The sequence below is a fragment of the Oscillibacter ruminantium GH1 genome, from assembly GCF_000307265.1.
In the GTDB taxonomy this organism is placed as follows: domain Bacteria; phylum Bacillota; class Clostridia; order Oscillospirales; family Oscillospiraceae; genus Oscillibacter; species Oscillibacter ruminantium.
In genome coordinates this window covers 1-13,787 of record NZ_DF158901.1, presented here as the reverse complement: position 1 = coordinate 13,787, position 13,787 = coordinate 1, and the positions used below count along the sequence as shown (strand labels likewise).

The window sequence follows — 13,787 nt, the reverse complement described above, 5'->3', positions numbered from 1 at the left end:
TCGTGACAAGTATACCCCAGAAGACGGGGTATGGAAAGGATAGATCATGGAAAACGCAGATGATGCAATTGTTCACGCAATCGAAGTTGCCTTAAAAATCAAACTCTATGATTGGCAGAAAGCGTACATTGTGGGGGCCTCAGATTACCTTATGCCCGGTCGTGTAACCGGGCGAACAACGGCCTATATGCTGAAACTGTTGCTTTCAAAAGGTCCACCGATTCACTTGTACAAAACAAATACACTCCATGAGATATGCGACGAATACCACGGGACGCAATATTATGGATGGTTTGGGCAGAATTTGCGTTACATGTACTTGAGATTATTGAATCCAGAATTTGGACTTAACCTCAGAAAAATTTATTTTTCTGAAAGAGAATGGCTTGCCTACCGACGCAAGTCGGAATCATGTAATGGAATTGATCTGGCATCAGGACCCGATTCCACCGTCTGCTGCAGCAAACCGGAGGCCGACAATGGAGAATGAGTCTCCTACATATCTGTGCGTGCAGCAGCGGGCGGGGCCATTCGTAAAGGCTTTTGTAACAGACAGACAATGCTTTATCCGCCGCAATGGCGTCAGCAAAAACGGCGTGAGGAAACGATGCGGACCGGCTATGTGCCGCACCAGCGTGGACAAGCTAGAGCTGCGGCTGGCCCTATTTGGCTATGACGGCGTCTTTTATACACTGACCTTTGCGGACGAACACCTGCCGGACAGTCTTGACGGGGTCATGCACGTATGGGACGCTTTTTGCAAGCGCCTGAAACGGTTTTGCAAAAAGTCGATGGACTATTACGTGTACCGCGTGGAGGGCCTGCATGGAGATCACCGCTACCACATCCACGCCTTTATACGTGACGCTGATTTTCCTCCGGCGGTCGTTAGATACCTGTGGGTTTGGGGAGAAGCCTACGACGTGCCGTATAACCAAAAACGCGTCATGGCGGAGCAAGGATATCGGGGCCTTGCGATCTACTTCACGAAAGAGCTCCCGGATGTCGGCAGACATCCGTGGGGCTGCTCCCGGAAACTAAGCAAGCTAATTCCACCTCCGGAGGTGCATATGTCCAATACCGGGCAGTTGCGAGTGCCGCGCGACGCGGTGCGAACCGTGAAAGAATCGGAAAGTGCTGCATCACGGGAAAGGGAAAAACCGGCGGCTACAAATGGAGGTACGCAGATGCAAAATAAAGACCTAGCGGCAATCCTAGAGTCCAAAATCACTGGCAACACCGTCAGAATCGGGCGGACGCTGGCGGAGGAAATTATTAAGGCACTGAAAGGAGAGAAGAAGTGAGCATACATGAAATTACGCACCGTATGACACCGAAAGAGCAAGAGGTTTTCGATATCGGATACGCAAAAGGAAAAGCCGATGCGGTGAAGCATAGGGAGTGGATTCCGGTAAGCGAGAGACTGCCGGATAAATACGGAAAATATCTGACTTGCGACGGCAAAGGAAACATTCACATATTTGAGCATAACCCGATGGGTGTATATCCATTTATGATAGCTCCAAATAGTGAGAGATATTACCAGCCGGCACATTGGATGCCCCTTCCTGAACCGCCGCAGAAAGGATGATGAAGCATGAACGACATTGAAGCCGATCTGCTGATCGCAAACGCAAAAATCAAGCAGCTGGAAGAACAGCTTGCCGATTATCACCACACGAGCGAGTTAGTCAACGGCAAGATGGCAGAAAATCAGAGGTTGCGCAGGATTAACGAAAACTTACAAGAACAGCTTGCCGCCGAACGTGCCAAGTATGCCGAGTTGCAGCGTTACAACGTAGACTGCACCAAACAATGCGGCATGTTGCAGATGGATACCAGTGCAACCCGTCGCTTGGCCGCCACCTAACCCTCCGCACCCTGCGGCTGGAGGCACAGGGTGCTAAGAAAAACGAGAAGCAGGAGCGCCTGTTCCGGTGGCTGAGGCTGAACCAGTGGATCTCCGTGAAAACGGTGGGCTGGATTCCGCTGACGGTGTACGACAAAACGCAGTGGAATCCGCCTGAGGTGGATAAGGCACTTCCGGTCATGGAGCGGCGGGCAGCCCTGCGGGAACTGCTACGCGGAAAGTTCTGCTACGGTGGACTGGATTTGTCCAAGCGTACTGACCTGACCGCATTTACCCTGCTGTTCCCTCCGCAGGATGGATTGGATTTCTGGGTCACGCTGTACTGGGGCATCTGGCGGCCAGAGATCGGGACGGAGGACGCCGAGAAGCGGGATCACGTTCCGTATCGCGACTGGGCGCGGGCAGGTTTTTTGACCCTGTGCTCCGGCGAAACCATTGACTATGACATGGTGGAGGAATCCATTTTTGAGGCGGCGGAGATGTTTAACATGAAGATTCTCGGTACTGACCCGCACTTGTCGTTTACCATCGTCCCGCGCCTCCAGCGCGGACAGCCGGAGCGAGGACGAAAAGGCATCAACTGCATTGAGATTCCGCAGGACATGAAAAACATGTCACCGGCAATGAACGAGATGGAGAAGGAAATCCGCGACCACAAGATGCTGCATGAACATAATACCTGCGCACGGTGGTGCTTTGGCGGTGTGCGCTGCCACACTGACGGCAACGAGAACATTAAGCCGATGAAGAACCGTTCAACGGGGCGTATCGACGTCACGGTGTCGTGGATTAACGCAAGGGCTACGGCAATGATTGGCATGGCCAACGCAAAGCCGTTTGATACTGAAAATTTAGGAGAGGGCTGGGGACTATGAGCGAAGAAGAAAAAAAGGCGCGCTGGGTGAAATGGCTTAAAAATCTGGGACATAAAATCATGGCCGTGTATCTGGATGATCTGCTGATGCTGCTTGGCGGCGCGGCGCTTGTCACGGCTGCGGCGATCGCCTATGGAGCCGCAGCGGCGTTTGCGACTGCCGGGTGCTGGTGCATCGTTATGGCATGGCTCGTGGCGCGTGCGCGGCGGAAAGGATGATGCGAATTGCTTTTGAGTAAAGCGATGGGGCCGCCTCGGGCGGTCAGCTACAACACGCTGTCATGGGATCAGGTCAACGATCAGTTCCGCAGGATCTTTTATAGCGGCGGCGAGTACGACACCAGCCGCCATGGAGCGGAGCAGCTTTCTCCGGTGGCGGCGGCGCACAGAATCCTAACGTGCCACTTTGGCATGATCCCATTGAGCGTCTATCGCAAAAACGGGGACGCCCGGGAGCCGGTATCGGATCCGGCGCTGGAGCAGGTGTTTAAGATTCGTCCCAACGAGAATATGAGCCCGTTCCTGTGCGGAAAGACGGTCATGTCCAATGCCTTTTGGTATGGCGTTGGATACTGCTGGAACCGGCAGGGACCGGGCGGCGAGATCGTGGAGCGCATCCCACTCCCGACCGAGTGCTGCCACATCCGGCAGGACCCGGAGACCGGAACCTACTGGTACGACTTTACGGTGGACGGTGTGTTTCACTCCTTTTCCGGCCATGAACTGTCCATGCTGTTTTTTGAAAGTTACGACGGCATCCGTGGCCGGGGGCTGATCCATCTGGCAAAGGAGACTATCGGGGCAGAGGGAGCTGCCCAGCAGTACGGGCGGAAGTTCTACCAGAACGGCGCAAATCCCTCCGCCATCATTGAGGTGGACGCGGATCTAAATGAGGCGGATCGAAACAAAGTCCGGGATCAGTTCAGCTCCTACAATCCGTTTGGCGAGAATGCGTTTAAGGCGGCGGTGCTGACCCGCGGCTATACGTACAAGGCCATGGGCTTGAGCCAGAAGGACAGCCAGTACATCGAGAGCCGTGGGTTCGGCGTGGAGGAGATCAGCCGGTTTACCGGGATTCCCAAGTGGATGCTGCAAAGCGGAAAGGAATCCTACGACTCTAACAGTGCCCAGCGCATTGCCTACGTGACGGACACCCTGATGCCCTACATCATCCAGTGGGAGCAGGAGAACACCTACAAGTCCCTTTCCACCGCGCAGAGAAAAAAGAACTGGTACTTTAAGGGAAATCCTTCTGTACTCCTCCGGGGCGACGATGCGGCGCGGGCCACCTTCTTCCAGAAGATGGTGTTCACCGGTATTTACAATCTGGACGAATGTCGGGCGCTAGATGAACGCAACCCCATCCCCGGCGGGCTTGGACAGAAGTTTCTGGCAACTAAGAATTTGGGCTCGCTGGAGTCCATTCTGAAAGGAGATGCGTGAAATGGCGGAATTTGAAATTCGCGGAACGCTTCTGGACAACGACACGGCGGACGTGGCCCGGTGGTGCGGTTGGCGGGATATCACCGCGCCAATGGATGTCAAAGCGGCTCTGGAAGCGGCGGGGGGCGAGGACGTCACCGTGCTGATTAATTCTCCCGGCGGAAACATGACGGTGGGTGGAGAAATCCGATCCATGCTGCGGCGGTACAGCGGACACACAGAGGCACTGTTTCAGGGTTACGGCGCGTCTGCCGCCACGATTGCGGCTTCCGGATGCAACACCATCCGGTCGGAGCCGGGAGCGCTTCTGTGCTACCACAATCCGTCCGGAGGCGACGAAGGGGATTTTCACGAGATGGAGCGGTATTCGGAGGAACTGAAAAATGCCCGCGACGCTGTGATCGAGACCTATATGGCTCGTGCGGGATTCCACATGACCCGCGAGGATCTGATTGCCCTAATGGACAAGAGCATTTTCATATCGCCCACTCAGGCGCTGGAATACGGCCTGATCGATGAGATCGTGCGGCTGGACGGCGTGTCCGAATCGGGCACAACCGGAACATTGGTTGCGGCATGTGGAAACACCATCCGCGTGACGGCGGCCATGCGCAAGCGCTACGCCGACCACAAAGCGGAAGAATCTCAGGATCAACTGAAGGCAAGACGCGCCCTGTCTCGGATCAGGTCGCTTGCAAGCTACTAAATTTTGAAAAGGAAGGTACAAAGCATGGACTATTTGGAGAAAATCAACGACCTGCGGGCGCAGAAGGCGGAACTGTCCGACAAGGCTGAAAAGCTGGTGATGGACGGAAAATTTGACGAGGCCGACGCGCTCACAACCCAGATGGAGGGCATCAACAGCAACATCGACACGGTGATCAAGGCGATGCAGGCCAGCCAGAAGAATGCCGGCCCGGTTGATCTTGGCGACGACGGAATTCTGGTCGGCGGAAAAAAGCCGGAGGCTAAGGATGCAAAGAAAGACCTGCACCTGTTCGATTCCATCGGTGAACAGTTGCGCGCCATTGTTGCCCAGACGAAGCACGTGGGCGACGACAAGCGTCTCAGCCAGATCAACAACGTGGTACAGGGCGTCGGCACCGGGAGCGGCGAGGACGGCGCGTTTGCCATCCAGTCTGATTTTGCCGGGGCGATCATGGAGAGTGCCGTGCAGAACAGTCCCCTGCTTCAGCGTCTGGACCGCTACACCTGCTCTGCATCCTCTAACTCCGCCCGGTGGCTGCGTTTTGACGAGACGGACATCTCCGAGAGCGTGTTCGGCGGTATCAAGATGCACTGGGCGGCAGAGGGCGGATCGGTTGCAGCAAGCAAGCCCAGCAGCCGGGAAATGCGTCTGGATCTGGAAAAGATGATGGGCTTTATGTACGCCACGGACGAGATGCTTCAGGACACCGCGTTCCTCACGGGCCTCGCGTCCACCGGCTTCTCCCTTGCCGCCGACCGGCTGCTGACGGCGGCGGTGATCAACGGCGATGGCGCTGGGAAGCCTCTGGGCATTATGCAGTCCGGTGCGCTGGTGTCTGTCGCAAAGGAGGCCAGTCAGGCGGCCGCAACGCTGCTGGGTGACAACATCATCAAAATGCAGGCGCGGGCGATGCCCCGTAACCGAGAGCGCCTGTGCTGGCTGATGCATCCCGATCTGGAGGAGCAGCTGCCCTACCTTGCGATCAAGAGCGGCGATGCCTCGAAATTCCTGTGGAACCCGGAGGGCGGCCTCGGCAACTTTGACACCCAGCGGGTGCTGAACAAGCCGGTGCTGTTTGACGATAACTGCGCGGCCATCGGCAGCAAGGGCGATATCCTGCTGGTGGATCCGTTCCAGTACGTCCTGCTGATGAAGGGCACGGCCAAGCAGGACTGGTCCATGCACGTGGAATTTCTGACCGATCAGCAGTGCTTCCGCATTGTGTGGCGCTGCAACGGCGCGCCCAAGGTGGATGCGCCGCTGACCATCAAGAACAGCACGAAGAAGCGCAGCCCGTTTGTGACGCTGGATGCGCGCGCGTAAGGAGGATTTACGATGAACAGAATCATGGAAGGTATGAAGGCGGAAGTCGCCTGCGTCCCCGTTTCTCTGGCTGCGACCACGGACTCCACCCCCATTTACATCTCTTCCGCAAAGAAGCGGCAGCTGGCCTTTGCCGTGACAACCGGCGCGCTTGCCAGCGGCAAGAAGCTGACTGTTGCAGTTTACGGGGCGACGGACGCCTCCGGGACCGGAGCTACAAAGATCGGCGAGAAGGCATTTACGGCGGCTGGCACAATGACCTCTGCCGTTGCGGTTGTGGATGTGAAGCCCCAGAGCGCATACAGCCACTACGGCGTGAAATTTCAGCATGACGCGGCTGCGGCGGTGGTATGCAGCGCTGTGGCGCTGGGCGATGTGATGTATCTGCCCGCTGACAACGACTGGGCGCTGACGCTCTAAGTCATGGCGGAATTGACGGAGGAGCGGCGGAAGACGCTGCTGGCGTATTGCCGGATTGACGAGGAAGACCCAGATGTCTCTCTGGTTCCGGGCTGGTACGCTGCATCGGTTGCATATATGACGGGCGCGGGGGTCAGCATCCCGCAGGATGGCACTGATCGCCGTGCGCTGTATGACCTGTGTATCAACTATATGGTGCTGGACAAGTATGAGCGCAGGAATATGACCATCACCGGCCCCATCGTGGCGGAGAACCCGGCTTTCCGTCAGACGCTGAATCAACTGAAACTCACCGAGCCGGTGCCCGAATTGGGCACCGGCAGCGGTGGATAGGAGGTCGGCATGGAGTTTATCAGCGCGGGAGACCTGAACGAACGGGTGCAGGCCCGCGAATTCACCTATGATGCGGCTGCGGATGCATGGAACTGGACGACTGTATGGGGCGCGTGGGTCAAGGCGGAGCAGAGCGACCGCAGCAGCCTGTTTTCCTCAGTCGGAATCGGGGCGCGGAGCGTAATTTTCAAAATGCGCAAGGCAAGCCGCATTAATCTGGGCCTTTCCTTTCTGTGGCGGGGCCAGTTTTGCTTTCTGACGTCCGTTGCGGACACGGAGCAGCCGGGGATTGTGGAGGTCAAGGCGGCGCTGTGCAGCGCGGTGAACTGCCAGAAGGATGTGGACAGATCCCCGGCAGGGTGCAAATTCCCCGGCGTGCTGACGGAGAAGTATTTGGGGCACACGCAGGAGACGCCCATGGCCGTCACTACTACCACGCTGGTGCTAGTAACGTCAAAGCCCATTGAGCTTGCCTCCGGGTCCTTGGTAGAGGTAGGCGGGAAGGACTATGAAGTTCTGGTGCGTCACACGCTGGATGCATGGAAAAACGAGTACGAGATACGCCGGAAGGAGGACTGCTGATGTCTTGCCGGGTCGATCTTACGGCTTGGAACAAAATGTGGGACTACTGGAGCGATTTTATTGAGGAAGTCCCAGAGGCAATCAAAACGGCGCTCTATGCCGCTGCTGTTGCCGCGCAAAAAGAGGTTTTGGCGCAGATCGATCAGCGGGGTGTCCCCGGAAACACTGGCCGGATCAAACGCTGGCAGGAGATCCGCATGGGCAGCGGCGGACACTATTCGGCGGTTTCTCCCACATTTGCTGACGTGATTCAGGTGGCAAAATCCTCTGGCGATTGGACGACCTCCGCTGATCTGACGCGCTACCTTGATCGTGGATACGGAATCCGTCAGCCAAGCGGGCGGGCGAAACGATACCGGCCCCGCATTCGCGGAAACGGAATCTATGTCAAGGGCTATCAATTTTACAGCTGGGCCGCCATGAAGGCGGACAAGATCGCGTTGGATGCGGCGGAAACTGCGCTACGGGAATTTGACGAGGAACTGGACGATGCGATGTATGGAGGAAAAGGATAGGCATGCTCACACCAAATGAAATCACCACCGCTGTGAGCGCGGCGGTTGGAATGCTGTTTCCCGGAGAGAAAGTCTATGAGAATCTAGTCCCCAGAGAGTTTAAGCGGCCTAGTAATCTGGTTGAACTGCGCGGTATTGCGCTGGAGGAGCTGTCTCCCGGCGGGGTGAAACTGCGGTACACCTACAAAATCACGGACTTTGTGGAGGTGGACGCACGGCACAACAGCCACTTCGCGGCTCTGGATCTGCGAACCATGCTGCTGGTAGGGCTGTTTGCCAAAGGATATCTGAAGGCAGACGACCGGGCCTTGAAGGTTATCAGCTGTGCCACAGAGCACAACTGCGATTACACCGAAACCGTGGTTGGGCTGTCTCTGAACTATGGCCGCGCGGAGTTTGAACCGGCGGCAATCCTGCCGCTGATGCAGCAGTTGGATCTGAATACAAGTCTGAAGGAGGACACGACATTATGAGTACACTGGCAATGCCCAGTATCAACATCGCCTTTGAACAGGCGGCGTCCACGGCGCTTGCCCGCTCCCAGAAGGGCACGGTTGCCCTGATTCTGCGGGATGCGGCGCTGGCGGATAAGACCTACACGCTGACTGCGCCGTCCCAGCTGCCCAGCACCATGGGAGCCGCTAATCAGGCGGCAGTGCGGCGGGCGTTTATTGGCTATGTAAAGCCGCCCAAGAAGGTACTGCTTTACGTGACCGGTGCCGACGACGTAATCGCCGCCAGTTGTCCGGCGCTGGCGTGGCTGGCAACGCAGCAGTTTGACTATCTGGCCGGACCCGCCGATCTGACGGCCCAGGAGGCGGGCGTGATTAAAACATGGATCACCACCCAGCGCAGCGACAATCACGCAATTTACAAGGCCGTGTTGCCCAGCCTTACAGCGGACAGCGAGGCGATCGTCAACTTTACGGCGGCTGGGATCAATATTGACGCAGGCGACCCTCTTGACGCCGCTGCCTACTGCGGTCGGATGGCTGGGCTGCTGGCGGGAACGCCTATGACTATCAGCGCGACTTATGCGCCGCTGCCGGAGGTTCACGATGTGACTCGGCTGACGGAAGCGGCGCTGAACACCGCCGTTGGTAAAGGCGAGTTGGTGCTTTTCTGGGACGGCGAGAAGGTAAAAACCGGACGGGCTGTCAACAGCCTGACCACCGTCACCGGGAAAAGCGACGCATGGAAGAAAATCAAGATCGTGGAGCTGCTGGACATGGTGCAGCACGATCTGCGGGCGGCCATCGACGACAACTACATCGGCAAGTATCCCAACACCTACGACAACAAGCTGCTGCTAGTGACGTCCATTACCAACTATCTCCGCTCCCTGGCGCGGGACGGCCTGATTATGGACGATTTTACCTGCGGCATTGACGTGGACAGCCAGCAGAAATGGCTGGAGGAGCATGGAACGTCCACCGTGGATATGAGCGAGCAGGAGATCAAGGAGGCCAACACCGGCACCAACGTCTTTTTGCTGGTATCCATTAAGCCGGTGGACGCCATCGAAGACGCCAGTGTGATCATTCGGCTGTAAAGGGAGGACGACAACATGGATGGATACAGAGTTATTAACGGCACGTTTGGCGGCGTGTGGGAGAACAGCGTGGAACTGGCGGAGGTGTCCGCGTTCCAGGTCAAACTCAACAAAAACAAAAGCACCATCAATTTCTGCCGCCAGATGGCCGAGGACAGCAAGGTCACTGGTGTGAAGATTACCGGGTCTATCACGCTTCACAAGATTTATTCGCGCGGCAGCGACGATGTGGAGGCTGTGCAGGCTGGTCACGATCGGCGCAAGACGCTGGTGGGCAAGCTGGCCGACCCGGACGCCTATGGCGCAGAGCGAATCGCGGTGTACGGCGTGAGCTACGATGAGGTGACGGTGATGGACTGGGCGGCCGCCAAGGAAGGCAGTCTCACGATTCCTTTTACCGCCACGCGAGTGGAATATCTGGACAAGATTGAGGTGCAGTGATGGAAGAGACGATGAAAAAAGGCAGCGTATTGGATCTTCTGCTGAACGGGGACCTTCCGGATGTGCGTAAAAAGCTGCCGGAAAAGCGGATGCGGATTGACCGACTGAGTGAGCTTGCCGGGCATGATGTGATTTTTACCCTGCGCGGAATCCCCTATCAGACCATCCGGAAGGTGCAGAAGAAAACGGATGCCATTGCCGTGAACATGGTTCTGGAGGGCTGCGTGGAGCCGAATTTCCACGACAAGCGGCTGCTGAGCCCGGAGAAGAACATCGCAACGCCCATTGACGCCATTACCGCTATGCTCACGCCGGGTGAAATCGACGAATTGAGTGTGGAGATCCAGATGCTGGATGGCTACATTGTCCGGACGCTTAGTGAGGTAAAAAACGCCTAGAGGCGGGGAACGACCCGGAACTGTCGTTGCTGTTTCATCTGTTCCGCTTTCACCACTGGTCGGTGTCGGAGTTGATAGAACTGCACGACCGAGAAGACGGATGGCAAGAGATCATCCGGGAGTTCTCCGCCCTTGAGATCGAGTTGAACAGACAAACATAAAAACAGCCGCCCCCTTATGGGGGCGGCGTGGGTATCAGATGGACAAAACAATCATCCATGCAACGGCGGCACAGGCAAGGCCGCCCCAGAACAATACGCGAAGGACGGGGTCTTTTGATACAAGCTCCCGGGCCTGTTTCCAAACGGATGGCTTCTGATCCATTGGACAGCCTCCTTTCGCAATCGGTTTGATTTGATATGTTTTAGTATATCCCACAGCGTTAAAAAAGTCAACGGAAGGAGGTCGTTTCAGTGCCGGAATCGTCCATCGTATTTAAGGCAAACGACGAAATCAGCGGTTCCATGAAGTCCATGTATGGCAACTCGCAGGCGCTAAGCAAGCAGTTTGAGGAGTTGCAGCGGAAAGTCGGCCAGCTGAGCCAGAAAAACGACGCCTTTAATAAGTCCTTTGCATCCGTCTCCACGCAGGCGATGGCGGCGAAAAAGTCGCTAAAGGAGGCGGAGGCGGCCTTTAAAAAGACCGGCGACGAGGAGAGCAAGCTCAACTTTGAAAACGCAAAAAAGCAGTATAAAGACCTGACAGACGCGGCGAAATCCTATGAAGAGGCATCCCGCGACACCAGAAAGTCCATCCGGGAAACACAGGAGGAAATTCGGAAACTGGGGTCCAATTCCGGCGGTTCTGGAGCCGCTGGAGCAGGCGGCAGCGGGGATATGATGTCCGGACTTGGCTCGGGTCTCCTGAAAGCGGGCCTGATCCGCGACCTTGGCAATAGTGTGGCAGGATTTGCCGGGACGCTGATCGAAAGCGCGGTAGGTCAGCCGTTGGCTACGATTGCAAATTCGACGCTGTCCGGAGCGGCTTCCGGAGCGGCGGCCGGTGCGCTGCTCGGCCCTGCCGGAATTGCGGCGGGTGCGGCGATCGGTGGCCTCTCCGGATTGGTCAGCGCCGGGAATCAGATCTACGAAAAAAAAGACGATGCTTTTAAAAGCTATGTGCAGGAAAACACAGAATCCCAGCTGACCCAGCGGGATGCGGATATTCAAGCCGGTTCCGCCGTGGCGGCCCAGCGAGAGCAGGATGCCATTGCCTTTAATACCATGCTTGGGAATGGCGTTGGAGACGATTATCTGAAAGACCTGCGGATCATGGCCGCCAAGACCCCTATGGAATACAGCGATCTGACGGCCATGAGCCGATCGCTTGCAACGGGCTTTAAGGATGATCCCAGCCGGATGCTGTCGCTGATGACGTCCGTTGGTAACGCAGGAAGCGCCGTTGGCGCGGATGCAAACGGGATGAACACCATGGCAACCGCTTTGGCACGTATGCAGTCCAGCGGAAAAACCTCTCTGGAGTACGTCAACCTGATCCAGGAGCGCGGCGTGGACGCCATCGGCATGCTGGCAGACGGGCTGGACAAGACCAAGGCGCAGATCTACGACATGATCTCCAAGGGTCAAATCAACGGCGTGAATGCCGTCAGCATTATCCAGAAGGCTATGGACACCATGTACGACGGGGCGATGGAAAAGCAGTCTCAGACCTTTTCCGGCCTTTCTTCCACGTTGGAGGATACAAAAACAGAAATGCAGGCTGCTTATGGTGCAGGGTATAACGCAGAACGCAGCAAGGGAATCGCGGCGGAGACAGACTACCTATCCGGCATCAGCGGGCAGCGGCAGCAGGAAGCCAACGCTGCCATTGGCGCATGGCAGGCCAGCCTTGAAAATGCCAAGGAAAAGGCGATTCGGGATGCTGTGGATGCTGCCATGGGCAGCAATGATTATCGGGCAGCACAGGCAACCGGAGATGCAGCTAAAATGGGCGAGATCATTGCCCGAGCTAAGGTGCAGGGCCAGAACGAGTACAACGCCGGACCTGGAGCACAGCTTGCGCTAGAGTCGGAACGCTCACTGGCTGAGGCCATCCGCAACGATGCGTCTACTAATCAGAACTACTGGGATGCAGGCTATGAAAAGGGCAACTGGTACACCAAAGGGTTGGCGGCCGCTATTGGCAATTTTGGATTTAATGGGAAAACAATGAACGCCGGGAATTACAACCCAGTGACCGATACGTGGGAGGATTACGAAGGGTCCAATGCCTTCGGCCTGCGGCGTGTTCCGGAGACGGGGCTGTACCTGCTGCATCAGGACGAGACGGTCAAGACGGCGGCGGAGAGCCGGGAGGCTGGCGGATCGGACGCGGTCAAGATTGAAATCACTGGGCCGGTCACTGTCCGCCAAGAGAGCGACATCAAGGATGTGGCCACGGAGCTTTATCGACAGATCGCTGCGGCAAAGCTCCGGGCGGACTAAGGAGGCGCTATGCAGATCGTATTTCGCAGCGTGAAGACTAATACGCAGCTGACCATGCCCGTGACGCCTGCCGAATTTGCCGTGGAGGTGGGACGAAATGTGACGGTGCTGGATATGTCCCAGACTGGAGAGGCGGCATTCCCCGGCCTTTCGGCGCTGTTTGACGAGCAGATGGAATTTCTTCTTCCAGCGGAAGCGCGAAACTACACCCAAGGTGGCTATACAGGTGATCCCTACGCCATGGTCAAAACCCTGACGGACTGGTCGGAGGCAGGCGAGGTGCTACGGCTGATCGTCACGGATACGCCGGTCAACTTCCCGGTGCTGCTTGGCCCCGTGCGCTATGGGGAACAGGACGGCACCGGAGACGTATATGTGCGGCTGACCTTACGGCAATACCGGGAGCTTGCGGCGGAGACATCGGAGATCAAGTCCGCCACTGGGAACAAAACGAGATCCACCAGCCGGGCGCAGCAGGCGGCGCGTGTCCATACCGTGGTCAAGGGAGACACCCTGTGGGGCATTGCCCGAAAGTATTACGGGAACGGGGCGCTGTGCTATAAGCTGGCCAAGTACAACGGCATCAAGAACGCCAACCTGATCTATCCCGGCAACAAGGTCACCTGTCCGGACAAATCCAAATTGTGAGGCGGCTATGGCATACGATGATTTGTTGAAGATCCGGACGTGGAGTCTGGATGGGAGCAAAACGGAGCATATCACGCCGCTGGTAAAGGATAAGGCATGGAGCGGAAGCTATCGGGACTGCGCGCGGCAGCTGACCTTCAGCGCGACGCCGGAGGCACTGTGCGAACTGGGTGGGCTGTGTCGGTTGTATCACAATGCGGACATCCTGTTTTCCGGGCACGTGGTTTCGCGGCAG

Annotated in this window: 20 protein-coding genes and 1 pseudogene; 20 read left to right on the top strand and 1 reads right to left on the bottom strand. The window is 56.8% G+C overall.

Translation table 11 applies throughout. The features are described 5' to 3' along the window. Positions 1 to 46: 46 nt before the first annotated feature. Genes ON16_RS15165 through ON16_RS13645 form a run of 17 tightly spaced genes read left to right on the top strand, consistent with a single transcriptional unit; the run spans position 47 to position 10,460 of the window. Positions 47 to 490 (top strand): hypothetical protein, encoded by a 444-nt coding sequence (locus tag ON16_RS15165; protein WP_051131787.1) that lies wholly within the window; start codon positions 47 to 49, stop codon positions 488 to 490. After that, entirely contained in the window at positions 480 to 1,304 is an 825-nt protein-coding gene (locus ON16_RS13720; RefSeq protein ID WP_040663850.1) for a hypothetical protein, read from the top strand. The genes ON16_RS15165 and ON16_RS13720 overlap by 11 nt, the downstream gene beginning before the upstream one ends. After that, on the top strand, positions 1,301 to 1,591 hold the full coding sequence (locus ON16_RS13715; RefSeq protein WP_040663848.1) for a DUF551 domain-containing protein: 291 nt from the start codon (positions 1,301 to 1,303) through the stop codon (positions 1,589 to 1,591). The genes ON16_RS13720 and ON16_RS13715 overlap by 4 nt, the downstream gene beginning before the upstream one ends. A gap of 6 nt (positions 1,592 to 1,597) precedes the next feature. After that, positions 1,598 to 1,870: a hypothetical protein gene (locus tag ON16_RS13710; protein ID WP_040663846.1), complete on the top strand. Its 273-nt coding sequence runs from the start codon at positions 1,598 to 1,600 to the stop codon at positions 1,868 to 1,870. Next, complete coding sequence (locus tag ON16_RS13705; RefSeq protein ID WP_081579723.1) at positions 1,816 to 2,745, top strand: terminase TerL endonuclease subunit; 930 nt, start codon at positions 1,816 to 1,818, stop codon at positions 2,743 to 2,745. Before ON16_RS13710 ends, ON16_RS13705 begins: the two co-directional genes overlap by 55 nt. Then, positions 2,742 to 2,963: a hypothetical protein gene (locus ON16_RS13700; RefSeq protein WP_040663843.1), complete on the top strand. Its 222-nt coding sequence runs from the start codon at positions 2,742 to 2,744 to the stop codon at positions 2,961 to 2,963. Before ON16_RS13705 ends, ON16_RS13700 begins: the two co-directional genes overlap by 4 nt. Positions 2,964 to 2,969: 6 nt before the next feature. Then, complete coding sequence (locus tag ON16_RS13695) at positions 2,970 to 4,187, top strand: phage portal protein (protein ID WP_040663841.1); 1,218 nt, start codon at positions 2,970 to 2,972, stop codon at positions 4,185 to 4,187. 1 nt (position 4,188) lies between these two features. Next, positions 4,189 to 4,893: a Clp protease ClpP gene (locus ON16_RS13690; RefSeq protein WP_040663839.1), complete on the top strand. Its 705-nt coding sequence runs from the start codon at positions 4,189 to 4,191 to the stop codon at positions 4,891 to 4,893. A 24-nt stretch (positions 4,894 to 4,917) separates the two neighbouring features. Beyond that, positions 4,918 to 6,219, top strand: coding sequence for a phage major capsid protein (locus ON16_RS13685; RefSeq protein WP_040663837.1), 1,302 nt, complete (start codon positions 4,918 to 4,920; stop codon positions 6,217 to 6,219). A 12-nt stretch (positions 6,220 to 6,231) separates the two neighbouring features. Next, positions 6,232 to 6,639: a hypothetical protein gene (locus ON16_RS13680; protein WP_040663835.1), complete on the top strand. Its 408-nt coding sequence runs from the start codon at positions 6,232 to 6,234 to the stop codon at positions 6,637 to 6,639. Between the two features lie 3 nt (positions 6,640 to 6,642). Further along, entirely contained in the window at positions 6,643 to 6,972 is a 330-nt protein-coding gene (locus ON16_RS13675) for a head-tail connector protein (protein ID WP_040663833.1), read from the top strand. A gap of 9 nt (positions 6,973 to 6,981) precedes the next feature. Continuing rightward, complete coding sequence (locus tag ON16_RS13670) at positions 6,982 to 7,554, top strand: hypothetical protein (protein WP_051131785.1); 573 nt, start codon at positions 6,982 to 6,984, stop codon at positions 7,552 to 7,554. After that, positions 7,554 to 8,069, top strand: a complete 516-nt coding sequence (locus tag ON16_RS13665) for a hypothetical protein (RefSeq protein ID WP_040663831.1) — start codon at positions 7,554 to 7,556, stop codon at positions 8,067 to 8,069. Before ON16_RS13670 ends, ON16_RS13665 begins: the two co-directional genes overlap by 1 nt. Positions 8,070 to 8,071: 2 nt before the next feature. Continuing rightward, entirely contained in the window at positions 8,072 to 8,542 is a 471-nt protein-coding gene (locus ON16_RS13660) for a DUF6838 family protein (RefSeq protein WP_051131784.1), read from the top strand. Continuing rightward, positions 8,539 to 9,621, top strand: coding sequence for a phage tail sheath C-terminal domain-containing protein (locus ON16_RS13655; protein WP_193372964.1), 1,083 nt, complete (start codon positions 8,539 to 8,541; stop codon positions 9,619 to 9,621). The genes ON16_RS13660 and ON16_RS13655 overlap by 4 nt, the downstream gene beginning before the upstream one ends. Positions 9,622 to 9,636: 15 nt before the next feature. Then, positions 9,637 to 10,062: a phage tail tube protein gene (locus ON16_RS13650; protein ID WP_040663828.1), complete on the top strand. Its 426-nt coding sequence runs from the start codon at positions 9,637 to 9,639 to the stop codon at positions 10,060 to 10,062. Next, positions 10,062 to 10,460 (top strand): phage tail assembly chaperone, encoded by a 399-nt coding sequence (locus ON16_RS13645; protein WP_040663827.1) that lies wholly within the window; start codon positions 10,062 to 10,064, stop codon positions 10,458 to 10,460. Before ON16_RS13650 ends, ON16_RS13645 begins: the two co-directional genes overlap by 1 nt. A gap of 195 nt (positions 10,461 to 10,655) precedes the next feature. On the opposite strand, the gene ON16_RS16270 is transcribed toward ON16_RS13645, so the two are convergent. After that, positions 10,656 to 10,784 carry a hypothetical protein gene (locus ON16_RS16270; protein ID WP_274531957.1) on the bottom strand — a complete coding sequence of 43 codons (129 nt, stop codon included), beginning with the start codon at positions 10,782 to 10,784 and terminating at the stop codon, positions 10,656 to 10,658. Positions 10,785 to 10,873: 89 nt separating this feature from the next. Between ON16_RS16270 and ON16_RS13640 the strand changes: the two genes are divergently transcribed. The 3 genes and pseudogenes from ON16_RS13640 to ON16_RS13630 form a co-directional block, all read left to right on the top strand. Continuing rightward, complete coding sequence (locus ON16_RS13640) at positions 10,874 to 12,904, top strand: tape measure protein (RefSeq protein WP_040663825.1); 2,031 nt, start codon at positions 10,874 to 10,876, stop codon at positions 12,902 to 12,904. Between the two features lie 9 nt (positions 12,905 to 12,913). Beyond that, the gene (locus ON16_RS15160) at positions 12,914 to 13,552 is read left to right on the top strand and encodes a LysM peptidoglycan-binding domain-containing protein (RefSeq protein ID WP_051131783.1); all 639 of its coding nucleotides are present in this window, start codon (positions 12,914 to 12,916) and stop codon (positions 13,550 to 13,552) included. A gap of 7 nt (positions 13,553 to 13,559) precedes the next feature. Continuing rightward, positions 13,560 to 13,787 (top strand): annotated as a pseudogene (locus ON16_RS13630) (hypothetical protein); the annotation flags it as partial.

Bases quoted from the DNA above. Each gene is read 5' to 3' on its own strand.
- ON16_RS13675 (WP_040663833.1), top strand. From the start codon at position 6,643: ATGGCGGAATTGACGGAGGAGCGGCGGAAGACGCTGCTGGCGTATTGC.
- ON16_RS13680 (WP_040663835.1), top strand. From the start codon at position 6,232: ATGAACAGAATCATGGAAGGTATGAAGGCGGAAGTCGCCTGCGTCCCC.
- ON16_RS13700 (WP_040663843.1), top strand. From the start codon at position 2,742: ATGAGCGAAGAAGAAAAAAAGGCGCGCTGGGTGAAATGGCTTAAAAAT.
- ON16_RS13670 (WP_051131785.1), top strand. From the start codon at position 6,982: ATGGAGTTTATCAGCGCGGGAGACCTGAACGAACGGGTGCAGGCCCGC.
- ON16_RS13710 (WP_040663846.1), top strand. From the start codon at position 1,598: ATGAACGACATTGAAGCCGATCTGCTGATCGCAAACGCAAAAATCAAG.
- ON16_RS13650 (WP_040663828.1), top strand. From the start codon at position 9,637: ATGGATGGATACAGAGTTATTAACGGCACGTTTGGCGGCGTGTGGGAG.
- ON16_RS13655 (WP_193372964.1), top strand. From the start codon at position 8,539: ATGAGTACACTGGCAATGCCCAGTATCAACATCGCCTTTGAACAGGCG.
- ON16_RS15160 (WP_051131783.1), top strand. From the start codon at position 12,914: ATGCAGATCGTATTTCGCAGCGTGAAGACTAATACGCAGCTGACCATG.
- ON16_RS16270 (WP_274531957.1), bottom strand. From the start codon at position 10,784: ATGGATCAGAAGCCATCCGTTTGGAAACAGGCCCGGGAGCTTGTATCA.
- ON16_RS13685 (WP_040663837.1), top strand. From the start codon at position 4,918: ATGGACTATTTGGAGAAAATCAACGACCTGCGGGCGCAGAAGGCGGAA.
- ON16_RS15165 (WP_051131787.1), top strand. From the start codon at position 47: ATGGAAAACGCAGATGATGCAATTGTTCACGCAATCGAAGTTGCCTTA.
- ON16_RS13720 (WP_040663850.1), top strand. From the start codon at position 480: ATGGAGAATGAGTCTCCTACATATCTGTGCGTGCAGCAGCGGGCGGGG.
- ON16_RS13645 (WP_040663827.1), top strand. From the start codon at position 10,062: ATGGAAGAGACGATGAAAAAAGGCAGCGTATTGGATCTTCTGCTGAAC.
- ON16_RS13705 (WP_081579723.1), top strand. From the start codon at position 1,816: ATGCGGCATGTTGCAGATGGATACCAGTGCAACCCGTCGCTTGGCCGC.
- ON16_RS13690 (WP_040663839.1), top strand. From the start codon at position 4,189: ATGGCGGAATTTGAAATTCGCGGAACGCTTCTGGACAACGACACGGCG.
- ON16_RS13665 (WP_040663831.1), top strand. From the start codon at position 7,554: ATGTCTTGCCGGGTCGATCTTACGGCTTGGAACAAAATGTGGGACTAC.
- ON16_RS13660 (WP_051131784.1), top strand. From the start codon at position 8,072: ATGCTCACACCAAATGAAATCACCACCGCTGTGAGCGCGGCGGTTGGA.